The 26935-nt window shown below is 40.2% G+C and carries 20 protein-coding genes and 1 pseudogene; 10 read left to right on the plus strand and 11 right to left on the minus strand.

Annotated features, from left to right (window positions below):
• The first annotated feature begins 14 nt into the window (after window positions 1–14).
• Window positions 15–1502: a hypothetical protein gene (locus tag V7K89_RS34430; RefSeq protein WP_335195361.1), complete on the plus strand. Its 1488-nt coding sequence runs from the start codon at window positions 15–17 to the stop codon at window positions 1500–1502.
• Between the two features lie 187 nt (window positions 1503–1689).
• Here V7K89_RS34430 and V7K89_RS34435 read toward each other — a convergent pair whose 3' ends face one another.
• On the minus strand, window positions 1690–4563 hold the full coding sequence (locus V7K89_RS34435; RefSeq protein WP_335195362.1) for an ATP-binding protein: 2874 nt from the start codon (window positions 4561–4563) through the stop codon (window positions 1690–1692).
• 343 nt (window positions 4564–4906) lie between these two features.
• On the opposite strand from V7K89_RS34435, the gene V7K89_RS34440 reads away from it, so the two are divergent.
• Window positions 4907–5347 (plus strand): transposase family protein, encoded by a 441-nt coding sequence (locus tag V7K89_RS34440; protein WP_335195363.1) that lies wholly within the window; start codon window positions 4907–4909, stop codon window positions 5345–5347.
• 162 nt (window positions 5348–5509) lie between these two features.
• Window positions 5510–5650 carry a hypothetical protein gene (locus tag V7K89_RS34445; protein ID WP_335195364.1) on the plus strand — a complete coding sequence of 47 codons (141 nt, stop codon included), beginning with the start codon at window positions 5510–5512 and terminating at the stop codon, window positions 5648–5650.
• On the opposite strand, the gene V7K89_RS34450 is transcribed toward V7K89_RS34445, so the two are convergent.
• From V7K89_RS34450 to V7K89_RS34480, 7 genes are all read right to left on the minus strand, one after another.
• Window positions 5644–5949, minus strand: coding sequence for a PIN domain-containing protein (locus V7K89_RS34450; protein WP_335195365.1), 306 nt, complete (start codon window positions 5947–5949; stop codon window positions 5644–5646). The two genes, V7K89_RS34445 and V7K89_RS34450, sit on opposite strands and share 7 nt — an antisense overlap.
• A gap of 376 nt (window positions 5950–6325) precedes the next feature.
• Window positions 6326–7819, minus strand: coding sequence for a catalase (locus V7K89_RS34455; protein WP_335195366.1), 1494 nt, complete (start codon window positions 7817–7819; stop codon window positions 6326–6328).
• Between the two features lie 276 nt (window positions 7820–8095).
• On the minus strand, window positions 8096–9469 hold the full coding sequence (locus tag V7K89_RS34460) for an alkaline phosphatase family protein (protein WP_335195367.1): 1374 nt from the start codon (window positions 9467–9469) through the stop codon (window positions 8096–8098).
• A gap of 16 nt (window positions 9470–9485) precedes the next feature.
• A complete protein-coding gene (gene eboE, locus V7K89_RS34465; RefSeq protein WP_335195368.1) occupies window positions 9486–10712 on the minus strand; it encodes a metabolite traffic protein EboE in 1227 nt (408 codons plus the stop codon).
• 146 nt (window positions 10713–10858) lie between these two features.
• Window positions 10859–11791, minus strand: coding sequence for a UbiA-like protein EboC (gene eboC, locus V7K89_RS34470; protein WP_335195369.1), 933 nt, complete (start codon window positions 11789–11791; stop codon window positions 10859–10861).
• Window positions 11792–11918: 127 nt separating this feature from the next.
• Complete coding sequence (locus tag V7K89_RS34475) at window positions 11919–12827, minus strand: TatD family hydrolase (RefSeq protein WP_335195370.1); 909 nt, start codon at window positions 12825–12827, stop codon at window positions 11919–11921.
• A gap of 82 nt (window positions 12828–12909) precedes the next feature.
• Entirely contained in the window at window positions 12910–13791 is an 882-nt protein-coding gene (locus V7K89_RS34480) for an EboA family metabolite traffic protein (protein WP_335195371.1), read from the minus strand.
• Between the two features lie 473 nt (window positions 13792–14264).
• Here V7K89_RS34480 and V7K89_RS34485 point away from each other — a divergent pair, with 473 nt between their 5' ends.
• A complete protein-coding gene (locus V7K89_RS34485) occupies window positions 14265–15467 on the plus strand; it encodes a 3-dehydroquinate synthase (RefSeq protein WP_335195372.1) in 1203 nt (400 codons plus the stop codon).
• A gap of 188 nt (window positions 15468–15655) precedes the next feature.
• On the opposite strand, the gene V7K89_RS34490 is transcribed toward V7K89_RS34485, so the two are convergent.
• Window positions 15656–16852 (minus strand): acyl-CoA dehydrogenase family protein, encoded by a 1197-nt coding sequence (locus V7K89_RS34490; protein WP_335195373.1) that lies wholly within the window; start codon window positions 16850–16852, stop codon window positions 15656–15658.
• A 723-nt stretch (window positions 16853–17575) separates the two neighbouring features.
• On the opposite strand from V7K89_RS34490, the gene V7K89_RS34495 reads away from it, so the two are divergent.
• Window positions 17576–17704, plus strand: coding sequence for a hypothetical protein (locus V7K89_RS34495; protein WP_335195374.1), 129 nt, complete (start codon window positions 17576–17578; stop codon window positions 17702–17704).
• A gap of 215 nt (window positions 17705–17919) precedes the next feature.
• Window positions 17920–18096, plus strand: a pseudogene (locus tag V7K89_RS34500) (Txe/YoeB family addiction module toxin); the annotation flags it as partial.
• Window positions 18097–18111: 15 nt separating this feature from the next.
• On the opposite strand, the gene V7K89_RS34505 reads toward V7K89_RS34500, so the two are convergent.
• The gene (locus V7K89_RS34505; RefSeq protein ID WP_335195375.1) at window positions 18112–18810 is read right to left on the minus strand and encodes a YdcF family protein; all 699 of its coding nucleotides are present in this window, start codon (window positions 18808–18810) and stop codon (window positions 18112–18114) included.
• A 313-nt stretch (window positions 18811–19123) separates the two neighbouring features.
• Between V7K89_RS34505 and ctpB the strand changes: the two genes are divergently transcribed.
• From ctpB to V7K89_RS34525, 4 genes are all read left to right on the plus strand, one after another.
• The gene (ctpB, locus tag V7K89_RS34510) at window positions 19124–20464 is read left to right on the plus strand and encodes a carboxyl-terminal processing protease CtpB (RefSeq protein ID WP_335195376.1); all 1341 of its coding nucleotides are present in this window, start codon (window positions 19124–19126) and stop codon (window positions 20462–20464) included.
• A 137-nt stretch (window positions 20465–20601) separates the two neighbouring features.
• Window positions 20602–21570 (plus strand): glycosyltransferase, encoded by a 969-nt coding sequence (locus V7K89_RS34515; protein WP_335195377.1) that lies wholly within the window; start codon window positions 20602–20604, stop codon window positions 21568–21570.
• Between the two features lie 724 nt (window positions 21571–22294).
• Window positions 22295–24280, plus strand: a complete 1986-nt coding sequence (locus V7K89_RS34520) for a putative bifunctional diguanylate cyclase/phosphodiesterase (RefSeq protein ID WP_335195378.1) — start codon at window positions 22295–22297, stop codon at window positions 24278–24280.
• Window positions 24281–24995: 715 nt separating this feature from the next.
• The gene (locus V7K89_RS34525) at window positions 24996–25691 is read left to right on the plus strand and encodes a response regulator transcription factor (RefSeq protein ID WP_335195379.1); all 696 of its coding nucleotides are present in this window, start codon (window positions 24996–24998) and stop codon (window positions 25689–25691) included.
• Between the two features lie 548 nt (window positions 25692–26239).
• Here V7K89_RS34525 and V7K89_RS34530 read toward each other — a convergent pair.
• The gene (locus V7K89_RS34530) at window positions 26240–26518 is read right to left on the minus strand and encodes an Npun_R1517 family heterocyst differentiation transcriptional regulator (RefSeq protein WP_335195380.1); all 279 of its coding nucleotides are present in this window, start codon (window positions 26516–26518) and stop codon (window positions 26240–26242) included.
• Window positions 26519–26935 lie beyond the last annotated feature (417 nt).

Here is a 26935-nt window from a genome sequence, read left to right on the forward strand (position 1 = left end):
AGGAGACTTTACCCATGACCGGAGTATTACCTATCAAGGCTGAACTAGAAAATCGGCCTTCTGTAATGTCTACTCTTGAAGGGAATAATGTGGTGCAGAGTGTGCTTGACGATATTCACCAAACCCTTGGTAATACAGGGGGTGAAGTTTACTTCAGTGGTGTCGATGAGCGTCGTTTTATGGAGTCTGATCCAGACAACATTGTTTCCCGTTGGCGTCAACTAATAGCTCAAGGGATTGAAACACGAGTACTTACCCGATTTGGTGATGCTTTCACCCTTAGAGACTCCAAATCCCAACATCGTTGGATTCCAGAGCATTTCTTTAATCCCACTACTATTTGTGTCTACGGCGATAAGGTCGCCACAATTCTTTGGGGTTCTCCGGCTCAGGTATTAGTAGTGCAAGATTTTGCCTTTGCTGACGCACAGCGCAAACAGTTTCTCTGTATGTGGGAACAAGCAGAGATTCCAAGTACAGAGAGCAACACACTAGAAGCAAAGCATCTCTTGGCTGAACGGACAATCAAACGATTTGGCGGTCGAGTCAGCTACATTAGTGGCAAAGATCGGCAGCTTTTTCGAGATTTTCGCTTATTAGATAAAACGCAGACTTACGGTAACAGCTTTTATTATGTCTGCCAAGCAGCTAATGGACTCGGGCCAGATCGCCTCGGACTGAAGTACTTTGATGGTCGGATGCTAGCTGGTATCGGTATTGGTAATCGCTTCTCACTCGGTGGTAACTGGCACTTCCATGTTGTTAACCCGATGGGAGAATTCGATCCAGAAAGCTTACAGCGTCTATGTCGGCATTTATTAGAGCTAAGTGGCGTTCCTGTGTTCGTGAAAAAGTTAACTACAGAAGAACGCGATCGCCTTTTAGGCATTGGCTTTTCACCAATCGAGGACTATCCCTGGCACGCCCAAGCGATGGAAGAAGATGATACCTTTGCTGAACAAATCCTCGATGTCAATGCCGTTTTGGAAAAGCTAAAGGTGCATCAACGCAGTGGTCTCAAGACCAACTATCGCTACTTCTGCTCTAAGTTTGGAGATCAAACCACATCTGAGTTTCTCGGCGAAGAGAATGCTGCTGAAGCACATGATATCGTCAATAAGTTCTTTGACTATTTGGATATCAAGCAGTTGCACATTTCCCAGACCTCAGACTACGACAACATTATTCATTATCCGCCATTGGGCAACAACGGCAAAATGTACTTCTCACGGTTGATTCGGATTGGCGGTAAGGCTGCGGCTTTCTTTGCTATGGAGCCTGTAAGTGATGATACAGTAGGGCTTTATGCTAGCATCACCCTGCATCAAGAATTTCCTAACCTTTCAGAGTACTTGATTGTGGAATGCTGTCGGCTCCTGCAAAAAGCAGGATATCGGTATTTAAATTTAGGTGGTTCGGAAACAAGTGGATTGTTTAGCTTCAAAGAGAAGTTCTCACCTGTAGAATACAAGAAGCTTCAATGGGTGGTATATAAGGTTTAGATTATTCCTCTTGTACCGTGGCAAGAAAAAATAGTTATGATTTTTGGGAATTTGATTGCATGAAAATTTTGGACTTCAGATTGAAAATAAATTTTATTAATTAACAATGGAATAAAGTTATTTCAATCAAGGATTTCAGATTTTCTTTATTGAAAGTGAAAAAGAGTTATTATCTTAACAAACTAGATTAAAGAGTGCTAATGTTGCCTATCTTGGCAACATATACTGATTTAATCGGGATTTCAATGCAAAACTTTGCCCCTTGTCCTGGCTCAGAAATACACTCTATTTTGCCACCGTGTTTATCTACTACAATTTGGTAGCTAATAGATAATCCCAAACCCGTGCCTTTACCCACGGGTTTTGTAGTGAAAAAAGGATCGAATAGCTTCTGTTTAACACTTGCGCTGATTCCAGGGCCATTATCTTGAATAGAGATAGCTATCCAATCAGGATTTAATACTTTAGTACAAATGATAATCATACTAGGGTAGTTTTTGATCTCTGCTACTGTTCTTTCATGGTTGTACTTGTCTAACGCATCAATAGCATTACTAAGAATGTTCATAAATACTTGGTTCAATTGTCCGGCATAACATTCTACGGTTGGTAATTCTCCATACTCTTTGTAAATCTCAATAGCCGGATGGTCTGATTTTGTCTTCAAACGATTATGCAAAATTAATAGTGTGCTATCTATTCCCTCATGAATGTTGACAGGTTTCATCTCTGCTTCGTCCAGTCGAGAGAAGTTGCGTAAGGTAAGTACAATTTCGCAGATGCGCTCAGTACCAACTTTCATCGAAGAAAGGGTTTTGGGCATATCTTCTATCAGATAATCAAGTTCAACTTCTGAGATCAATTTTTGAATATCTGGTACTGGATTTGGATAAACATCTTGATAAAGCTCGATTAAACTAATTAGATCCTGGGTATAGTTATCAATATGAGTGAGATTTCCGTAGATAAAATTAACGGGGTTATTGATTTCGTGTGCTACACCAGCAACAAGTTGACCGAGGCTAGACATTTTCTCAGTTTGAATTAACTGTCCTTGGGTATGCTGTAAATCTTGTAAAGTTTTTTCCAGTTCAGCCGCTTGCTGGCGCAAAGTTGCTTCAGAATCGCGTAATGCTTCTTCTACTTGCTTGCGATCGCTAATATCCCGTAAGAAAACAATATATTCTTGGCGCTGGTGATTGATTTTGTGTGAAATTGTTGTTTCAATGATTTGCTTATCTTGTGGAGATTTTTGTAAGATTTGCTCACTTCTGCTTTGCCAATAAGCAGGCACATCACTTAATTCCGGAAAAAAATCATCAAGATGAAGCCCAAGCAGCTGATGAACATCTATTCCTAATAATGCTTTAGCAGCCGAGTTAGCTTGAGTGATTACGCCATTTTCATCCAGTACTAAAACTGTATCTAGGACAGTATCTAAGGCAGTAATGAAGCGACTTTCAGCCACTTCGCGGGCTTCGGCAATCGATGCAATTTGTGGTAAAGTAGTCCAGCAAGCGATCGCTACTGCCATAAATGAAATTATCATCAGCAGAATGAAAAAAAGATTGTTATCTGCACCACTAGGAAGTTTTTCAAACTGCTCCTTAATCACCCAGGTAATAGTGGCAGTACTAGAAATTAATACTACTAAAATTCCTACCTGAAACCCAACAAAATCTTTAATCTGGGTACTGTATGACTGTCGGCGTTGTATCCACCATCTCAGATTGAAAGGTGCAAAAGGAATTCGCCTGATAGCTGCATCAGCTACCAAAACTATCATAGGTAACAGTAGCCCAGCAGCTAAATTTTGCCATCTCCAGGCTAAACCACCAACAACTAAAGCTACTAGCTCCACAAAACAAAAGCCCAAGGATAACCAAGGCCATCGTATTCCAGGCTGTCCGCGGTTCAACCATAGCCCAAAGTGGAATGTGATAATACATAACAAATAGCTAATAGTGATAGTTATCACTAAATTATTAAGATCGCCCGAAATTAAATAAAACAAACTGAATATAAAAGCAAATATTAAACTAGGTTGCAATACCCCTTGACGAGAAACAACTGTAAAGACTGGAGACATATACCCGTCTAAAGCTAGTTGGTACAAAATACGAGGAGTATTAGCTACCCCGATAGCAGCACCAAGAAGGCAACTAGAGCAAATCAATAACGTTACAATTAATGAAGCTGCCTGGCCCCAAAAAGGTGAAGCGGCTACAAAAGTCTTAAACAAATCGCCTTCTAACTCTGGGTTACTAGCTAAACGCATCAATACCCAAGAGCCACACAGAGAAATGATCGCGATCGAATAACCAGCTACTGATAATAAACGTAAAGTTTGATGGGGTTTTTGACTATCCGCTACAAACGCTGCGCCTGTTTCCACACTATAAACAGCATAAACGGCGAAGAAAAACCACTTCGGCCATTCAACAGCTGAAAAACTAGGCAAACTACCAGCAAACAAACCAGGACTTTGTGGCGAAAACGCTAACCAGCCTATGCCTTGAACAGAAAACAGAAGCACTAATCCTACTGCTGGAATAATAAAACATAAATGCAGAATTGCCAAAGCGCGTGTACCGCTAAATGCAATACTGAATAAAAGTAGTGTGAAGCCAATTTTCATTACCATTTCTGGACAATGAATGCCCCAAGGTTCAAGCTGAACTTTGATCAATTCTGTAAGAATGATACCGTTGATGGGAAATGAAACCCAACCAACAAAATATCCTAGTGCTGCGTAGCGTCCTAAAAACGGAAAATTTTTCAGCAGTCTGCTGGTGTAATTAGGTGTTCCTCCTGACACATCCGGCCATTGCCTGCCCAACGCTTGCACCTGAAAGCACAGCATTACACCTATAATCGTTGCTGGTATCCACACAAACAAGGCTTGTATTCCTAGCCCAGAAGTTATAAATGGTGCAGAGGTAAACCATGAAAGTAAGCCAGACAAACCAAAGCCAAAAGTTTCAATAGCAGTTAAAGAACGCGGAAGCTTCATGACTGATTTGTAATTTTTTTCCACACCCAAAACTGACTGGGTAGGCATAATTAGTTAAAAATGACACTATAAGCGTTTAAATAACATATTTTTAGTTGTTGGAATAAGGGTGAAAATGCTGAAAGCTTCAAGATTAGCTCATATTATGACTATTTTGATCGGTAATTATCCATAACCTTCTAAAGGAAGTATTGCCTGTTTGATTACTTTTACTGAGATAGCTGTCTCTATTGCTTTGAATATTTCAGTACTTTAGACCTCTTGCAAAAATCCTTGAATCACCCCTCCCCAACCCTCCCCGTATGTATTGGGGAGCAGGGTAGTTTCATACAAACAGAGAAAAAAAATAATGATTTATAGGGGGTAATGAAACATTTACAACAGGCCAAATATGAATCTGATCGAGCAGTTGCAACAAGTTCCAGACTATCGGCATATCCGGCGAGGAAGACACGAACTATGGTTGGTTGTGTTGTTGATATTACTAGGAGTAATCACGGGGTACTGGGGTTATCGACCACTGGAGGACTTTACTAACGTACATCGGCAAAGCTTGATTCAAATGTTAGAACTGACACCTGATATCAAGTTTCCTTCATACTCGACGTTCCGACGGGTACTAAAAACCATCGATTTTCAGCGGTTAACAGACTTATTTAATACTTGGGCATTGGCGATCGCCTCACCAAAACCAGAGGAACGATTGGCAGTTAATGATAAGAGCATTCGTTGCACACTGACAGATTATAGTCAGTCATATCAGAACTTTATTTCAGTTGTGTCAGTATTTAGTCACCAACGCGGTGTTGTTATCCAGATGCAAATTTGCTAATCAACAAGTCAGCGAAGTCGCAGTTGTGCAACAGTTAATATCTGAGTTTACAGGTCAAAACCTAATGTTTACCCTTGATGCTTTGCACTATCAAAAAAAACACTATCGTTGATTATTAATACTGACAATGATTATTTGATTGGATTGAAGCAAAACCAGCCTATGCTCTACAAAATGGCTCAAACTCAATTACAACAATCATCTCCACTCAGTTGTGCCACGGCTATTGATTTGTGGCATTCAAGAATCGTCAAACGCACTTGCCAAGTATTTCCAGTTCCAGAATCACTTCAAAATCAATAGGCTGGACTCAAAACATTTTGAAAATATTCCCAGCCCTGATTAAATAAAGTTCGCTCAATTTCAATTAATTCTATTTCAGGACTTTCCAATAACCACTTCCTAACTTCAACTGCTTTATAATGAAGATTTCGACCATTAAAAAAAGTAATAACTTTTTCAAAAATGTATGTTGTTGTTATTAAAAAAGGTTTAAATTTTATTAAAGTAGCCCAATTTTGTAATACTTTTTGATGAGCCTCTTCATTTTTGATTTCCAGAGCTAAAATATAGCTGGTATCTAAAAAGTAGATACCTCTCATGGATTATAGAGATAGCGATCGTGGTTAATTGCACCATCTTTTACATCACATTCCACAGGGTTTGAACCTAAATTCCAAATAGAAGATATTTGTTTGATGCTATTAATAATAATTTTCCCATTTTCTTGAATAATCTCAAATTCTTAGTTTTCTCCTAATAGTTATTTATGCATTAATAAGCCTTTTTCTGTTGCTATTAATTTCATGTTTAATTACCTCGATTGTTTTTGTAAGTTAATCAGATGAATTTGCTTTATATCAGATCCCCGACTTCTTCAAGAAGTCGGGGATCTAAATTTAGCTTAAGTACGTAACTCACCATTCAGGTTTTCGGTGCGTTAGCCTACGGCATAACATACCCGACGAAACTACGAGGCTACCAGCTACCTACAGGTTGAGCGATCGCAGAAAACATTGAAGGATCAATTGAAATGCCCAATCCCTCAGCTACACGACGACCATAAGAAATATCTGCCCGGAAGAAGTGGCAAAGTTGGCGCATTTGAATATCCTGTCTCGCTTGAGAGAGACTGCCAACAATATTATGAGCAAGACGCTCTTGCTGCTCAGGAGTCATTAACCGATACAGATTACCTGCTTGGGTGTAATCGTCGTTTCCTTCACGATGATTGTAACGATCAACTGTAACATCGCCCAAATGATTAGGTGGTTCTGCATAAGCTGGATTTTCTTTAGGCGTACCCTCAGCACTATTCGGTTCATAGTTAGGAGCGCTACCGTAGTTGTTCCCCGGTGCCATAAAGCCATCTCGCTGATAATGCATCACTGGACATTTGGGCTGGTTGACAGGTAGTTGCTGATAGTTACCACCCAAGCGATACCGTTGAGCATCTGGGTAAGAAAAGATGCGAGCTTGCAGCATTTTGTCTGGAGAGAAACTAACGCCCGGAACCACTGCACTAGGGCTAAAAGCGGCTTGCTCTACTTCAGCGAAATAATTCTCAGGGTTGCGATTTAGCTCTAATATTCCGACTTCGATTAAAGGATAATCTGAGTGCTTCCAAACTTTGGTCAAGTCAAAGGGATTATCTGGATGTTTGGCTGCTTGCTCCTCAGTCATTACTTGAATACACATCCGCCACTTAGGATAGTCTTTGTTAGCGATCGCTTCAAACAGATCGTGAGTTGCATGATCTGGATCTTCGCCCTTAATCATAGTCGATTCTTCCTCAGTCAAGGTTTGATGCCCTTGCAGAGTTTTAAAGTGAAATTTGCACCAAACGCGATCACCTTCAGCGTTAATCAAACTGAAGGTGTGGCTACCGAAGCCATCCATGTGGCGATAGCTTTTCGGTATTCCCCTGTCTGAAAACAGAATCGTCACCTGGTGAAGCGATTCTGGACTGAGTGACCAAAAATCCCATCTTGCATTATGGTCTTTGCAATTAGTTTGGGGATTGCGCTTTTGGGTATGGATGAAATCAGGAAACTTCAGGGGGTCGCGGATGAAGAAAATAGGGGTATTGTTACCTGTAATATCCCAGTTGCCCTCTTCAGTGTAAAACTTGATGGCAAAACCTCTAGGGTCACGTTCGGCATCTGCTGAACCTTTTTCTCCCCCGACTGTAGAAAAGCGTAGGAGAACTTCTGTTTTCTTGCCAATTTCAGAAAAAAGTTTGGCTTTACTGTAGCGAGTGATGTCATTGGTGACAGTAAAAGTACCGTGAGCTGCCGCACCTTTAGCGTGGACAACGCGCTCAGGAATACGTTCTCTGTTGAAATGAGCCAGCTTTTCTAAGAGGTGAAAATCCTGTATTAATAAAGGCCCGCGCGATCCAGCCGTGAGTGAATTCTGATTATCAGCAACAGGAATACCGTCAGCAGTTGTCAATCTTTGGGGTTCAGTCATGGGTTAAGAAGCTCTCCATTAAGTTACTCAGATTGCCCATAATACATATTAGTCAGTAGATTAACGGATGCCTACTGATAGAGCAATCTAATTCATAGTCATAACGAGTTTATATATAAAGCATACTCGATATGATTATGAATTACAAATAATAATTTTGTATTTTTGTAATAGGATTTGCTACAAACGAATCGGCTGTAGGGACGTACAGCTAGCTGTCCCTATCAATGAATGTGTAGGATGTAGAGAGGCGATATATTGCTTCTCTACTGCCTTTTAGGTATCTAAATGTTTGAGAATCAACGAGCAAACATCTGTCGCTTCAATTTGATGTTCGTCAACTAGGTGAGTTTGATGGGTGATAAATAGAGGCCCTTCAGATGGAGAAGTGGTGATGTTACCGTGAGAACCACGCACCAGAGAAGCATCCAGAGGAATCACATCCATTAAGTAGCGAAGACCGAGTTGTTTCTTAAGTAACTTGAGAGCAATTTTTCCTTGGGGGAATTTTATTTGCGGATCGAGGAAAAGTTCTACAGGATCGTAACCAGGTTTGCGGTGGATATCTACAGTTCTAGCAAAATCAGGCGCTTTGGCATCATCAAGCCAATAATAATAGGTAAACCAAGCATCAGATTGAGCGATCGCTACCAACTCTCCCGATCTAGAATGATCGAGATGGTAGGCTTGTTTACCCTCTTCATCCAATACCTGCGCCACGCCTTCAGTCGCTTCTAAAAGCGATCGCACTTTCGGGATATACGCCGACTCGTTCACATATACATGAGCAATTTGGTGATCAGCGACGGCAAAGGCAATGCTAGCACCAAAATCAAGCAGTTCTCGCCCTAATTCTTCTCGCACAGCAATTAAACCATTTTCCCGTAATACGCGGTTCAAATCCACAGCTTGAGAAACTGGCGTAATGCCATACTCAGAAAGAATAATTATCTGAGTATTACGTGCTTGAAAATATTCAATTAAATCGCCACAAACAGCATCAATTTCTCGTAAATCTGCTTGAATCTGTGTTTGATTGTTACCAAATTTTTGCAGACAGTAATCTAAATGTGGTAGATAAACTAGTGATAATGTGGGGCTGTAGCGTTCCTCAATCCATTTTGCGGAATTGGCAATCCATTGACTAGAACTAATGGTAGTTTTTGGTCCCCAGAAATCGAACAGAGGGAAATTTCCTAAATCAGATTGAATTTGCGATCGCACATCACTAGGATGAGTATAAATATCAGGTAATTTTCTCCCATCTGCGGGATACATTGGGCGCGGCGTAATCGCATAATCTACTGAAGAATACATATTGTACCACCAAAAAAGGTTGGCACAAGTGAAGTTTGGATCGATTGATTTAGCTATTTCCCAAACTTTGGGAGCCTGTACAAGTTTATTAGATTGTCGCCAAAACTTCACTTCGCATTCATCGCGGAAGTACCAGCCATTAGCGACAATTCCATGCTCATTGGGCAATTTTCCTGTTAAATAAGTAGCTTGAACTGAGCAAGTTACAGCAGGTAAAACTGTTTTAATGGAAGCTACTTGACCAATAGCCGCCCAAGAAGATAAAAACGGTGTGTTTTCTCCTAGTAAACTGGGCGTTAATCCCACGACATTTAGAACAACCGTTTTCTGCATAAAATTAATCTCCTTATTAATTTGCGGCAAATTCCTTTAATACCCATTCATACTCACGCTGAATAGAAGTCAGCAAATCTATCTTCATTTCTGATGGCAATACATCCCAAGTGTAAGTCTCAATTTCTAAATGGGAGCAAGCATCGTTTGTCTGAAGTAAATGCAAAACAGTAGCAATGTCATCTTGGGTAGATTGCAAAATTTGATAATCATGAATAAAAATTGGGACATGAAAGTGAGTCCGCCATTCTTCAGCTAAAGATTGCTCTAAATTTGGTAATGCAGTTATTAAATCAGGATAATGATGGAGTGTACCATCGTTACGACGTTCTATTACCTGGTGAAGATAGGTAGATTCTGCAAAAGGACGTAAGCGTTCAACTATCAAACTCCGCTTCTCAATATCAGTAGGTATTTTTACTTTAATTGCAGCGCTGATTTGAATTTTCCCAATCTTAATACCTACCGATTGCAAACGTGTAAATACAGATTGTGGCTGCTCATATTCAACTGAAAAATGGCAGGTGTCATAGCAAACCCGAACGTGTTCTAGCAATTTAGTCTGTGCTAAATCCCGCTCAATATTTAACTTTTCTGATAAATAACTACCACTTATTGGCAATAACCAATTTTGATAAAAGTCAATTATTTCTGAGGTATTTTCGATTAAACCATCAGGCTCAGGTTCTAAATCAATATGAAGTATCTTGCCTGTTTCTTCGCTGATGCGAATCATTTCTACAACAACTGATGCTATGTTCAAACAACTCTTTTTCAGAACTGTCTCGAAAGTTGTTTGGTCTTTTACCCACCAAGGTTTATAGGATAATGGTAGTGTAGAAATTCCACCATCAAGTCCTTCGGGTAACAGAGCAGCTAAAATGTGTGCCAAGTTTAATGTATAATTAACCCGTTCTGGTGTAGACCAATCTGGTGCATAAACGTGGTCTTTTACTACCTGTCGATGAAATCCGCCATAAGGGAATCCGTTTAAGGTGAAAACATATAAATCTTCTTGAGTCAGCCATGCTTGAAATTTAGCTAAATTATTACTTTCTAAAAGTTGTTTGGCGGCAATATCTGCTAACCTCAAGCCAATACCAAAAGGTTCTGTAGGCGATAAACGTGATTTTAGTTCGGGAATATACTTTTCTAAATTGGTAAAAACCTCTAGCCAACTTTCACCAGGATGAATATTACTGCAATAAGTTATGTGAAAATTATTGTTGTTTGTAATTTTCATTTTCTAGCTCTATTCCTTGTATATGTGTAATCTGTTTTCTTTGGCTTAAGTTTCACAAAATACTTGCTATATATTCATAGGTAGGGGCGCACATTTATGCGCCCCTACAGCCGATTCATGGTATTACTGAGTGTACACATTCAAATTTAAGTCACAGCAAAGACTTTTGCTAACTTCATCGAAATTGGTAGCAAGATTAAAACTAGTAAACCGTAATACAAACCAGCAAAACCAGATGCAACGGTTGCATCTAAGACTATCAAAGATAAAACGCCTATTTTCACAGCATTTCGGATATTTTCAGCTATCGGTTTCCGCGCAGCTTTGATAAAGTTAGGCAAGATTCTAATAGCTAATAAAATAGCAAATGGTAGGGCTGCAATCACTGTATACTCTTCTAATAATCCTAAAGCTAAAACTGCTGTCAAAACTATTGTAATTAGCAGTAGCGCGAGTATTCCCGTAATCTTCTTACCTCCGTGAACTTCACCCTGACTAATTGCGGTGATAGCAGCAATATAAAGAACAGGAATCAGCGCTAAATACCAGCGTTCTCCAATAATTTCTGGTACAGCACTTACACCTAATAATAAGTTACTGCCACGGCACAAACCCATATTTAAAGGGCCGAAAAAAGGATGATGTTTAGCGAGTGAGTTATAGAGGAGGCATGAAAGAGTGATAAAAATAGCGATCGCAGCACTCAACAACGATACTTGAAAAGCAGCTATAATCCCGATTGCAAATAGTATACTTCCTAATAAAGTAGCATTTTGACGAGATACGCGACCACTGGGAATTGCTCTATTTGGTCGCTCTTTTGCATCTAATTCTGCATCGAAAACATCATTAAAAACTATCCCACCGCCGTATAAACCAGTTGTAGCTAATAACAACCAAGCTAATGGCATTAGTATGGCAAAAGTTGCTTCGCCATTAATTAATTTAGTAAAAATTATTCCAGAGCCAGAAGCAGCAAAACCAACAAGAATATCCGCCCAAGCAGTAACAATATTAGCAGGACGCATTAATTCTAGATAACCCCGCCAGCTTTGAAAATTTAAGCTTGCAACATTCACTTATCTGCCTCCATGCCTAGTAATTTCTCAAAATAAACTGCATATTAAAGATGAATCAGATATTTATGCAATTCCTTTTTCTCACTCCCCAGTACAGACGCGATTAATCGCGTCTCTCCCCAATTTTCTACTCAATCAACACATAATCTGAAACTGATTTGATTCCTGGTTCTTGTCCCCGCAGCACAGAATTACCACTGAACAACTGACGCTGATCGATAGATTGAGGATTGAGCCAGTCTGACGCTTTCATCTGCCCAGTTTGACTGTAAGCAGCTAGGGCATTTTCATAACAAACTGCTCGCACATGTTCTTCAGGAATGCCCCTATCTAACATCAACTGAGCCGTTTTCGGGACTGCCAAAGGATCGCTAATACCCCAATCAGCACTACTATCTACAATGATGCGATCGCATCCATACTTACGGACAACTTCTACCATCCTGGCGTTACCCATCTTCGTCTGTGGGTAAATTGTGAAAGCCGCCCAAAAACCGCGTCCTAATACTTCTTCAATAGTTTCTTCGTTGTTGTGATCAATAACTACTTGTGAAGGATCTAAGCCATATTCAATACAGCGATCCATACTCCGACTAGCACCCGCCTTCTTGTTACGGTGAGGAGTATGAATTAGTACCAACATATCGAGTTCTTTGGCTAATTCTAACTGTTGACAAAAGTACTTATCTTCTGCTTCTGTCATATCGTCATAGCCAATTTCACCAATGGCAACAACTCCTTCTTTACACGCGTAAAGTGGTAGCAGTTCCATAACTTCAGTGGCTAGCGCTTCATTATTAGCTTCTTTCGGATTTAGGCCGATTGTGCAATAGTGTTGAATGCCAAACTGACTAGCACGAAATCGTTCCCAGCCCACAAGACTACTGAAATAGTCTTTAAATGAGCCAGCGTTAGTTCGGGGTTGTCCTAACCAAAAGGCTGGTTCAATAACGGCAACAATTCCATATTCACGCATTACTAAGTAATCATAAGTAGTACGCGAACACATGTGAATGTGAGGATCGATGAACATCATGGTTTTAATGATTGGGGATTGGGTATTGGGATTGGGAATTGGACGTGGGTTATTCTCCTTGTCCCCTTGTCTCCACTTCCTTCTATTTGTAAACAAAGAGGCGATCGCGGCTAAAACTGCTCCAAGTCAGATTACCTTGTTGAATGGATGACTGTAAATCTGGGTAATGAGAAAGTAATGCTTGTGCTTGGGGTAAAGCAGACTCAGCACAAGCTAAGGCTGCTGCTTCTTGTTCTTGTATATCTCCATTAACCAGTACTTTTTCCAAATCTGTAATGATTGCGCTATCGGCAAACCGCCCTACAGGCCGCCAAAGTTCTGGCGTAACTGTGCGTTTAGCTGCCCAACGTTCATGGGCATAGTTTGTTAACATCCTCGCCAACTCAGGGTTAGCACGCCTATCTAGACCCCAAATTAAATGCAACGGACTGCCGACAAATACAGCCTTCAACACCATTTGATTCCAAGCAGCATTATCTAAATAATTCGCTGGATAAGGGTTACGTAATGCTATGGCTTGGAATACATTGCTCATATTGCTGCGAATTCCCTCAGCAGTACGATGGCGATGTAACTCTGGGTGTGGTAATAGCGGCAAACTTTGATAAAGAGCAACTAATTCCCCCATATCGGCAGTAGAGAAGACTTGATCGAGTGATCGCACACAGCCTTGGGGATCATCGTAGGGCAATGCTAAAAGTAAAAGTGTGCGACCTGCTTGATCTACACTCCAATTACCAGGATACCAGCCAGGAATTACATCCTCTGCTGCTTCCAAGTCCTGGAATGTTAGTTGCAAATCCTCTTTACCTAAATAACGCGGCACAGCACTAAAAGCCGTAAAAAACACTCTCTCAGCTGCGCCACTCGCAATCTGTGCCTGCTTTTGTGACAACCAAGTAAAAGCTTTCTCTGAAACAGACTTTAACAGCCAATGATGCAGTAATTGGTTTACTTTACTCATAATAAATTTAGGATAAGTTGCCCAACTTTTTTATGACAACTCAAGTATAAAATATACCACTAAACTTGATTTTTGGGGTTTGAAGCAGTTAGATAATATCCTACTGAGAGCGTAACTTCACTGAATCTATAAAAATATCCTAATTTTAAAGAAGATACTGTAAAGATACCATTTTGATTAGATAAATACTCAAATTATCTTACGGAAAAAATTAGAATTTTATGTAATAATGATCTGCATTACAACCCTTATATATGAAATAAAGGCAGCAATAAAAAATATATATGAATGAATACTATTTTTTACTTGAACGTTAGGCAAAGACATTTCAAAACTATGATTAAGTAAGTAAATTTATTTAGTAATTTATTTATAATTTGAATTACTTAGTGAATCTATTATGCCTATTTTAGGACAAGTTTAGATTGCAGTAGCATATCTATTTACAGTTACTTAAAAACAATAATATTCAAATGATTATTCAACAAAAAAGCGCTCTGAATCTGCAACAAATTAATCAATGCGTCCGTGTTACCTTTAATTATAATGTTCACTTTACTAAAGGTCTGTTTCAGTTAGATAATCCTTTACTTGCACAAGCGATCGCCGCAGATGGAGAGACAACCCCAAAACAAGTATTAGCGGTAGTAGATGGAGGATTTTTACAGTATCAAGATGGGTTGTTAAAAAAATTATCAGTCTATGCTCAATATTATCAAGATGTATTAACACTGAGCGGTGAGCCGATAGTAGTTCCAGGTGGAGAAGCAGTCAAGAACGATTCTAGATTTATAGAGCAAATTCATCAGCGGATCAATGCAGCTGGATTGTGCCGTCACTCCTACGTTTTAGCAATTGGAGGTGGAGCGGTCCTAGACATGGTAGGATACGCAGCAACAACGGCTCATCGAGGAATTCGGCTGCTACGAGTACCGACAACAGTATTAGGGCAAAATGATTCGGGTGTAGGAGTAAAAAACGGAATCAATGCTTTTGGTAAGAAAAACTTTTTGGGTACATTCATGCCACCTTATGCCGTCTTAAATGACTTTGATTTTCTTACTAGCCTCGACGATCGAGATTGGCGATCGGGTATTGCAGAAGCGGTGAAAGTAGCGTTGATTAAAGATGCAGATTTCTTCGATTTCATTATGATTAATGCCGATAAATTGGCTAATCGAGATATGGACGTAATGGAAAGGTTAATCTATCGCTGTTCTCAGTTGCACTTAGAGCATATTGCTGGAAGCGGCGATCCCTTTGAAATGGGTTCATCGCGTCCTTTAGATTTTGGACACTGGGCTGCTCACAAACTAGAGCATTTAACTAATTACAGCCTACGTCATGGTGAAGCCGTTGCGATCGGCATCGCTTTAGATACAACCTATTCATATTTAACAGGGCAACTCTTGCAATCAGAGTGGCAAAGGGTTCTAACTACACTCAAAAAATTAGGCTTTACTTTGTATGTATCGGCATTGACAGAGCAATTAGATCGACTAGACCATCCGCATTGTCTATTTAGAGGGCTTACCGAGTTCCGCGAACATTTGGGAGGAAAATTGACAATCACCCTTTTACAAGGAATCGGACAAGGAATAGAAGTTAACCAGGTGGATTTGTCTTTGTATAGAGATGCTATTTTGATGCTGCAAGATCGGGAACTTTTGCAGTAATTCTCCTTTGGATGCAATCAACAGAAGCGATGTCTAACGACAAGCCGCTACACTTTTTCCATTGCTTACTAGAAAAGTTTTCATTGGCTATAACGAAAAAGCCCTTTGTTAAACCCAAGATGCAAGTTGGTATGAAATATTGTCCTAACACGCCCGTTATTGGAAGTAACTAGCTACTCCTCAATCTATTACAAAAAGTTCACGATCCCCAGACGCAAGATTTCTCGCGTAAAGTCACAGGAATAACCGATAGTTGCATCGGCAAGAAACTTGCCAGCCAAGCACTCTTTTGTCACCCCATAGCCCCCAAGAATTTCAACGGCTGTTTGTGCATTTTTGATTGCAACATCCACTGCAAAAGTCTTGGCAGCTGGTGCTTTGATTGTGGCGGCAAGTTGGGGAGAAGTTTCTGCTGTAACAGCTGCATCCCATACCACCAGTCGTGCAGCCTGGGTGTTAATCATCATATCCGCTAATTTTAAAGCTACTGCCTGATGTTCGATAATCGGACGACCCCAACTGACTCTTTGCTTGGCATAACTCAAAGCATACTCATAAGCAGCACGAGCCAAACCAACATAAGAAGCTGCCAGCCCAATAGCTACTTCTGGAAGCAACATTAGTAGTTTTCCGGCTTCTCCTTCTTGTCCGATCAGATTTTGTGCAGGGACTGGGACGTTATCTAGGCTAATCTCAGCATGATGAGAGGCTTTCCAACCAATCATCTGTGTCTTTTTGCCAAACTTAATCCCAGGTGTCTCTGTTGGAACGAAAAAGATAGACAAACTTTCGCGCAATGGTTTATCCATCGCTGTACGGGCAATAATGAAGTAGGCATCCGCAATTCCAGCATTTGTGACTAACGAGGATTTTGTCCCATTAAGGATGTATGTATTGCCCTCACGCGCTGCAAAGGTCTTCATCCCAATATTGGAGTTTGGAAGCGCACAGAACATATCAGAGGTGGCGACATTAGGTTCACTCTCTGCGGCGCTGAACAGATGGGGTTTTCCGGAATTGATAAAAGATAGTATTCGTTTTTGTTGTTCTGTGGTTGCTGCCCTAGTGACAAACAGTGACATTGCTGCGGTGAGATTGAAATAACTACAAGCAATGCTGACATCCACAACGCCTATTTCTTCCAGAACTATAGCCAAATCTATACACTTTCGCCCCACACCTCCTAACTTTTCTGGAAGCATCAAGGATGTAAATCCTAATTCAGATCCCTTATAGAACAAATTTTGGCAAAATTCCCAAGGTTCTATCTCTAGATTGTTAGACTCTTCGATGATACGAACAATAGGCTGAATTTCATTTTGGGCAAACTCACAAGCTTGTATTTGCAATATCTGCTGTTCTTGAGTCAGGTTGAAGTCAATCATGTCTTATCCTTTTTTTCCCATATCACCAATATCTAGTTTTGTTCAGGTATTAAAAACTAAATTTTGTAACTGCATTTGCCTCTTTTTTAGAAGAGACAATTCAAATGTTGTGGAAATAAAAAGTTAACTGAGATATCTTCTACAGTTTTAAAATTAACAGTATGTAAACTGCGATCGCAATGAAGAATCCTTTGATTAACTTGTCAATTCTTTATCAGTACTGAATAATTTGCCTGTACTGACCAAACCTTTGATGCCGTAAGGCGTTAAGCATAATATTTTAATCTGTAATACCATTTCACGAAAAATCTGATACAGATGCAAACCCTGAAAGCTTTGCTGCATCTAAGTTTTTTCATTGCGAATTGCAAATTGTGAATTGGTATAACCCTATATTCTTTCTCTATCACACTCAACAGCCTTTCCTCAAACTCAGTCAAATATGGGCGTTTCAACTCTCTTAAACACTTCAAAACTGCCTAGAATCGTTCTTCTACCTTGCTATCGGTTCCATAGTGTGTTAATACGTAGGCGTAGCCCGCTGCAGGCATCGCTATGCTGCATCTGCTGACATTCTGAATCTAAGTAGTTTAGTGGCTTTAAATAGTAAATTATTTTATTTATTATAGATGCGTAAGATTAAACCCTCTACAGTAGGAAATTATTAATTTACTCGCGCTTTCACCTGATATTTATAGCAATCTTGTGAATAATTCCTTTTATATGTCATCTACAACCACCAAATTTTTTGCACAATCTCCTTTGAGGAAGCGATCGCAATCAAAACTTGCTTTAAAAGCAGGAAAGATTTTTGATGACGATCCTTACTATTTCAAAGTTAAGCATGATTAAGGTTCATCGGAAAAACCTGTTACCCAATTCATACGTAACAATTTCTAACAAATTCAACGATATATATGTTGTTTTTGGGATGTTGGATAGTTGGATTGGTGAGTTTGCAAGCTTTTGAGGAGCCATTTCTAAATCCCGAAGAAGCAAGTTGGAGGTTGATTTACACAAAACAAGTGCAAAAGGATGCGAAGAAATGAGCTTATAGTAACTTAAAGGAAAAAGCTGAGGAATTACTCGCAGCCTTTGCAGAAAATCCTTTTCAAAATCCTCCACCTGATGAAAAGCTGGCTGGTGACTTATCAAGTGCTTATTCTTGGAGGATAAATATACAGCATCGGTTGATATATGAAGTAATCGAATCTGAGCAAATAGTCAGGATAATTTGCATGTGAACGCATACGAGTAAGTTATCTCTTCAGCCCTCCTTGGTGTTCACAATGAAAACCTTGATGCTCCCAAGCTTGCATATCTACATCAGTAAGTTTTGTGACGTTTGAGCATTGCGGTTGAATAATTTGACTTAAAATCGCCCAAAATAAGCTGCGTGTTACATCTAATCCAGTTTTAGTCCAAGATTCATGATTACCAGGAATACCCAATTCTTGAACAATCTCTGGCTCTACCCAAATACCATGAGCGCCTAAAAGAATCTGTGCCATCCATTTAGCTCTGGGTAAATGACTTGTCGAAGTGATCAACATGACTTTATGCACTCCCCAACGGCGCAAAATTGGAATACTATAATAAAAATTTTCAAAGGTAGAATTTGCGCAGTTTTCTAACCAAACGTTTTGTAACTCTGCTAATTCCGCCTGAAAAATTAACCGTATACAGGGATCTGGGGAACCATGAGAAATTAAAATTGGGGTTTGTGGGTATTGTTTTGCCAGTTGGGCAACATAAGTTTCTCGACGAATACTGCCACCTAGCACAAAGAAGGCATCTATCGGCTGCGAAGAAGCAATAACTAAGGTTATAGTAGTAAAAATCAACCAAACACCCACGATAACATACAATCCACCACTGAGTTTTTGTAACAGTTGCCACAGATTAGGAGATTTTTTTTTAACAGAAATTAATGATTTGCTGGTAAATTTGCGTTTCATGACTTAAGTAAGAAAAGCTGATTTTGCTGCTGTCTAACAATACTGCAATTGAATGAGCAAAGTGCTATCTTATAAAAGTAATCTAGAATGCAAACATGACGCTAATTAAAGTGTCACATGCTCAGTATAGCCTTCCGGAGAAGACTAACAAAGTGAGAAATGATTGTTAATAACTAATGCGGCATTTTTGGCATCATTAAAAGGATAAAAATGATGAATAAGCATAGTTGATTCTAGGGTATAAAAACTTAAAAATTTCTGGAAAGCCTGATTGCTAAACTGTCAACAACACAATTATTCCAGCTAAGTATACATGAACCAATCTGCGAAAAGTTACTCACCGCTCCAAGTAGCCTTGATTGGTGGAGCGATCGCCACAACTGCTACCATGTCCGTGTTCGGTCCCGCTTGGACTCGTGGTGTCCGTGCTGCTCTAACCCTACAAGACAGCCCAAAAGTGATAGTTGACCAAGTTTGGCAACTGGTAAATCATGAATATGTTGATAGTAAATTTAATCAACAAAATTGGCAAGCAACCAGGCAAAGCCTGTTGAGTAGAGATTACTCTTCTCGCGAAGAAGCATACACTGCCATCCGCGAAGCTTTACAAAAGTTGGGAGATCCTTACACTCGGTTCATGGACCCCCAACAGTTTGAAGCTCTGACTAACCAAACATCTGGGGAAGTCTCTGGTATTGGCGTTCGGATGGAAGTGAACGAAAAAACTCAGCGGCTCACCGTTGTCGAAGCCATAGAAAATTCTCCGGCGCTGAAAGCTGGGATCAAAGCAGGTGATGAAATTTTGGCAATTGACGGCAAATCCACTCTCAAAATGAAAGTGGATGATGCTTCTAAGCTAATCCGTGGCAAAGCGGGTACTCCTATCAGGATACGCGTGGGACGCGCAGGCCAAAATGCCTTTGATGTGAAGCTGACAAGGGCAAGTATTGAAGTGCCAACAGTACGCTATACCCTCAGACAAGAAGGGAACCGCCGCGTTGGCTATATCCGTTTGCGAGAATTTAGCGCCCACGCCGCAGACCAAATGCAACGAGCCATCCGCGATTTGAACACTAAGAAAGTTGATTCTTATGTCTTAGATTTGCGAGGAAATCCTGGCGGTTTGTTGCAGGCAAGTATTGAAATTGCTCGGATGTGGTATGATAACGGCGGAATTGTCAAGACAATAGACCGTGTGGGCAGCAGTGAGGAAACTAAAGCCAATCGTACTGCTTTGACAAATCGTCCTTTGGCGGTCTTAGTGGATGGTAATTCAGCTAGTGCTAGTGAAATCCTGACAGGGGCGCTCAAGGATAATAAGCGCGCGGTAGTTGTAGGTGGTCAAACCTTTGGCAAAGCCTTAGTCCAGTCAGTTCATGAACTCGCAGATGGTTCCGGCTTGGCTGTCACCATTGCCCATTACTACACCCCGGCGGGAACGGATATTAACCACAAAGGAATTACACCAGATATCAAGCTAGACTTGACAGAGGCACAAGAGCGTCAATTGGCTTCTAATCCAGATTTAATCGGAACTAAGAGCGATCCCCAATATGCTCGAGCGATCGCAATTCTATCAAATAACAACTTTGCCCAGCCGCCAGCAAATCAACCGACTCGACCCATGAGCCGTGCTGGTGACTTGAAATTTTAGGTGAGTTATTTGTTACCAGGTATTTACATATTCCCAAATCCAGATTTTTGGAGTTATGGAAACTGCTTGATATTACCGTTCCAAGATTTTGATTTGGGAATACTAGCTAGTAATCCCATCTCCAAAATCTCAGATTTATGAATCATCAGCCAGTTGATGCAACCACTGCCACCAGCTTTTTACCAATGGTGTCGGTGGTTGTTCCTATTTATAACGGTGAGGCAGATTTACTAGAGTTAATCAATTGTCTGTTGTCTCAAACTTACCCAAAAGACCGCATAGAATACTTGTTGGTGGACAATAATAGTAGCGATCGCACTCTCACCATCCTGAAAACATCTGCCGAAAATTGCCCAATTACAATTCGCCCCTTGAGCGAAACCCAAATTCAAAGCTCTTACGCTGCTCGTAATACCGGGATTCGCGGCGCTACGGGTGAAATTATCGTTTTTACCGATGCAGATTGTCGCCCACAACCGCAATGGCTAAAAGCATTAATTCAGCCTTTTGTCAACAAAGAAGTGATAATTGTTGCTGGTGAAATTTTGGCACTACCAGGCACAACTCTATTAGAACAACACGCAGACCGTCAAGAAACTTTATCGCAAAAGCATACCCTTAACCATTCCTTTCGTCCCTATGGTCAAACAGCTAATTTGGCGATTCGACGCATTGCTTTAGAAAAAGTAGGTTTATTTCGTCCCTATCTGACTACTGGTGGCGATGCCGATATTTGTTGGCGGATTTTAGGGGAAAACATCGGGCATTTAGAATTTGCCTCAAATGCGATCATTCAACACCGCCACCGTGCTACACTTCAAGACCTGCAAAATCAATGGCGGCGTTATGGATGCTCAAATCGCTATCTGCACGAACTGCACGGTGTAGATTTAATGCGAGAGATGACACCCAAAGAATACGGCTATCGTTTGACACGTTGGTTATTGAAGGAAGTACCAACAGATATTAAAAAGGCGATTGTCGGTCAAGCCACTCTTGTAGATTTATTAAATACTCCCATTGGTTTGTTCACAGCTAGGGCGCGTACTGCTGGACAAAGAGACGCCAAGCTGCCAGAGAAGGCCAAGATAATTGCTCGACTGTAAGCAAGAAAAAGGGCGCTGCTGATTAGATGTATAAATCTTGGTGTAGAGATTAGCAATTGCTAGTCTCTACAAAGGTTTTGAAATCACACAAAATAATTTTCAGACCTGAATTGTGCAACGTTTAAGCAAAAACGCTCTTGTCAGCCCAAAACTCGGATTTGTCACCACATCTCTCAAAACCTTGTGCAGGGCAGCAGAGGAGAGTTTTTGTACAAGTTCTCTCTCCCTCTGCTTCTCTACACTCAAGCTTGTGAGAAATGCGGAAAAAGCATTGGCTAAGACCCTTATTCTTTCTTTAGCTCCCAAATGTGAATGTATCTTAAGAAGTATTTTCAAAAATCAAGAAAGCAAATATGCTGTTATTAGTAGAGCTTTAACTTTAATACCCTATATTATTTAATAAAATAAAAGTAAAAAAAAATATCATTAAGTAAGGCTTGTTGCAACTTTGCACATTAGTCGTTATTGGGCAAGTTTATGGCACTGAATAGGGCAAAAAGTTGATTTGAGCCTACACAAATTTGATTGCTCTCTAATCTGATAGATAAGTTAGTAAATCAAAAAGCCAAGTTCTGTCATATTTATTTATAGAGTGTCTGCTCTTGCAAGTAACGTGCTACTTGCCTGCTTAATAGCGTTTGAAGTCTTGAAGAAAGTATTGAGTTTGCTTCTCTTGCTCTCTTCATTCACAGGCTACGCTTCATAGTTTTGTGAGTTAAGCAACATGAAAGTGGATGGATTTAGCGAACAGATAGAGAAATTGCGCTCAGACATACAGAGACTATCAAAATGCGATACAACTAAGCTGAACTCACAACAGGAGATGATAACAGAGGCTTTCGAGAAACTTAACACTGCAATGGAAGAACTATTGATAGCTTCCGAAGAGTTAGAGCTAACACGAGCTACAGTAGAGAAAGAGCGTCAGCGTTACCAAGATTTGTTTGAGTTTGCTCCAGATGGCTACTTGGTAACTGATACTAAGGGGATAATCCAAGAGGCTAACCATGTAGCTGCAACTTTACTCGGTGTCCAACAAAAGCATTTAGTAAGTAAACCATTAATTCTTTTTATTGCTCAACAAAACCACCAATCCTTTAGCTTTCAAATAAACAATTTACAGGAGATACTGAACTGGGAAATTCACCTACAGCCACTAAGAGGAACGCCTTTCCCTGCTAGTGTGAAAGCGTCTGTAGTATACGATATTCAGGGGAAGCACCTTGGCTGGCGTTGGCTGCTATGCAACATCAGTGAACGCAAACAAGCTGAAGAAATGTTGCACCGAGCTTACAGTGAGTTAGAAATACGGGTGGCGGAACGGACAGCGGAACTGGTAAAAACAAATCAGAAATTGCTAAATGAAATTACAGAACGTGAACGAGTCGAGTCACAACTACTGCACCTTGCCTTTCACGATGTACTGACGGGTCTGGCAAACCGCAGTGCATTTATAAACCGTTTAAGACATGCGATAAATTATTCAAAACGGCATTCAGATTATCTATATGCTGTGCTATTTATTGATCTAGATCGGTTTAAGGTGATTAATGACAGTCTTGGACACCTAAATGGAGACCAACTTCTGCTTGCTATTGCAAGTAGACTAGAAATATGTGTACGCTCCATAGATACAGCGGCACGGCTGGGAGGAGACGAATTTACAATCCTGCTTGAGGGAATCCAAGATGTGACAGACGCTATCACAGTAGCTGAAAGGATTCAGAAGGAACTAGCGTTACCCATTGAGCTTGGCGGACAAGAAGTGTTCATCACGGCGAGTATTGGCATCACATTGAGTTCAACAGTAGATTATAAACACCCAGAAGAACTGTTGAGGGATGCTGATACAGCAATGTACCGAGCCAAAGTGCTAGGCAGAGCGCGTTATGAGCTATTCAACTCAGATATGTATGCTAATGCTCTAGCAAGATTGCAGTTAGAAATCGATTTGCGCCGAGCAGTTGAACGCGAAGAATTTCAGGTTTTTTACCAACCGATTGTTTCGCTCACTAGTGGCTCTATTTTAGGTTTTGAGGCTCTGCTACGCTGGCAGCATCCAGAGCGTGGTCTTCTTAATCCAGCAGATTTTATTTCCCTAGCAGAGGAAACTGGACTAATTTTTTCTATTGGCAAATGGGCGTTGCATGAAGCCTGCCGCCAGGTGCAAGCTTGGCGGGTATGCCATCATTCCAACTTTTTAGAGAAAATTAGTGTTAATCTCTCCGTCAAGCAATTTTCTCAGCCGGATTTGATAGAGCAGATTGGGCAAATTTTGCACTCAACTGGTCTTGATGCTGGCACTTTAGTACTAGAGATTACTGAAAGCGTAATTGTGGAAAATGGTAATCAGGTAACTACCGCAATCTTACAACTTCAAGAGATGGGCATTGAGTTATCAATTGATGACTTTGGTACAGGCTACTCTTCAGTAGGTGGTCTTTATAACTTTCCAATTAGTGTATTGAAAATTGACCGTTCTTTCATCAGCTTGATGGGCAGTAATAGTAAGAATTTAGAAATTATTGAGATAATTATCACATTGGCACACAAGCTAGGTGTGGATGTGCTTGCCGAAGGAATAGAGACAAAAGAGCAACTATTACTTCTAAGAAAGTTAAACTGTCAATATGGCCAGGGACATTTTTTCTCAGTTCCGTTAAATAGCTCGGCAGCAGAGGCATTAATTATGGAAAATCCTCAATGGTAAGAGTAATTTAAAATCCTGAGCATAGTTTTGTCTAGCCTACGCGCCATCAAAATTTGGCATATAGCTACTGGAGACTGTCTTACTTATATGGTCGCTCAGTCTGAGCCATGACGAGCAAACTCTCCTCAGCGGTAGCCAAGATAAAGCTATCAACTATTGGGATCTTACTACAGGGGAATGTTGGACAACTTTGCAGCCAGCCCGTCCCTATAAAGGCGCGCTTCCAAGGTATCAACGTGGATGGTATCCATTCAAGAAATCGTTGATAACTTGGAAGCTTTGGAAAAGCATGACTCCATTGCTGTTTAACTTGATTCAAATAAAAATACTTGAAATTCCGATAGTGAGTCTGATGGAAAGCAACAAGAATCGTGATTATCTCACTCAAACATAGACTTCTTTTCCGGTTACGTCTGATTGCTTCATTGCTTAACAGCTTTTTGGACCGTTACACTTCAAATACCTGACACAAATCATCTACATGGCAGAATAAAGCTTCTAAACTAAACATTGGGCAGCTTGCTGTTTGTCGTTATTTTCAGCTTACTACCTGCTCCTTTCCTTATCCCGAACTCAGGTTAAATTACACAAAAGGGGAGTGATTATCATTACTAATATTGGTATAATTTGTTTTTTGGAAGTCCCTAAATTCAAATTGCTCGATGCCTACCAACTTTCGCTAAATTGGAAAAAGGAAAACTCAAAGGAATTTTAAATGTCAGCACAATTGTTACTGGTGGATGATGAACCAGGGATACGGGAAGCCGTGAAAGACTATTTGCAAGAGAGCGGTTTCAGCGTTCAAGTCGCCAGTAACGCCCTTGAAGGTTGGGAATGGATGCAGCTGAATACACCTGACTTAGTGATTTCTGATGTGATGATGCCTCAAGTGGATGGCTATCAATTCCTGAAGCAACTACGGGAAGACCCCCGTTTCCAAGCACTCCCAGTAGTATTTTTAACTGCTAAAGGGATGACAGGCGATCGCATTCAAGGCTATCACGCTGGTGTTGATGCCTATCTACCCAAACCTTTTGATCCAGACGAGTTAGTGGCTATAGTCGAAAATTTGCTAGCCCGTCGCGCTGCTAAGGTTGCGAGTACAGGAGATGACGCTGAAATCCCCGATCTTGCTGAACTAGCCAATCAGATTGCCCAAATTAAAGCATTGTTAACTCAAAGAAATGCTATTTCCCAATCACCAGCCCCTTTTAAAATTGATTTGACTCCCAGAGAACAAAGTGTTTTAAATTTGGTCGCAGAAGGATTGATGAACAAAGAAATCGCCCGTCGTTTAGAAACCAGCGTCCGCAATGTAGAAAAATACGTCAGCCGTCTATTTAGTAAAACTGGCACCAATAGCCGTACAGAGTTAGTCCGTTTTGCTCTGGAACATGGTCTTGCTAAATAGGCATTATTGGGAATTGGGCATTGGGCATTGATTAGTAGTTATTTTCCATCTCCCCTGCTCCCTTATCCCCTAATCCTGGGTAATTGGTAATAGGTAACTGGCTGCTAAACCATGACCTATTACCAGTAATAGATAAAACATAAGTATTTCAGCAAATTAGGCACTTAGTTTAAGCAAAAAGCTAAAAGAAAGGTTATTTATTTTTACTTTGGTCTTTTAGTTTTTCATTTAATTTGCGCCTGTTGTCCAATTCCCCATCAGTAAAGACACAGGGTTTTATTATTCTGCAATGTTTTGATAAAAACTCGGTAAAATGCACCCGGCTGAATTGGCTTTCAGATTCTACCAGTACCCTTTGCTACAAAGTTTTTAATAGCGGAAACTGTTCCTGGGACTTTGTGCTGCTAAATAAGACTTTCACAAAGTAGAAATCAAAATATTTTATGAAATCTACTGACTGCTTAGTTTTTATGGCAACGGGGTATGGGATCAACATTTAATTTGATACCCAATTCACATTTTTCACTACTTAAATTACACCTTTAGATTCAAGAGTTTTCCGCGACATTACGCAAGCGCATTAGCTGACGTCGCATTTGAGGCGAGGCTTTAAACTCAGACACTTCCTGGGCTTTAACAGACGCTTGTAGCGTTTCTAGAAAGTCATCAGAACCTTCGGTTAAAGCATCAAGTAGCACCTGTAATAGTTGCTCGCGATCGCTCAATAGACTCTTTTCCTCAATCAACCGGAATTTGAGATGTATTTCACACTCATAAACACCTACTTCGAGATTATTTATCTGGCGTGGTAATGCTTTGGAGTTCATAGCTATTGAGATTCCTTTACTTGGTTGTCATGAGGGCAAGGAGGTAGATGTCCAGCAAAAATTCTTTATATCTCTTTTGAATCCAAAGTGCTTGAATTAAGAATTTTTCTTCATCAATCACCTTTGTATTCCATTTCACTCTACTTTGGTGTATTTTCAAGCTAAATTTTCAGTGTCTAGATTTTGAGGTTTTTGTGCCAGATGTAGCTTATGGTAAGCCATAACTATTATTCAGTTTTTAAGATTCTACACAATAAAGTTTCTGTAAGAAGTTGTTCAACCTTTTTAAAGGTTTTTACATCAACTTTATATGAACGTCAATAACAGTTTAACTTGTTACTTTAAATTTAGTATTTATACGTAAGTAAAACCGCTGATTTTTTTGAGTTTATTAAAGCTAGCAGTCGATGTAGCGTT

Source organism: Nostoc sp. (assembly GCF_036917515.1).
GTDB lineage: Bacteria > Cyanobacteriota > Cyanobacteriia > Cyanobacteriales > Nostocaceae > Nostoc.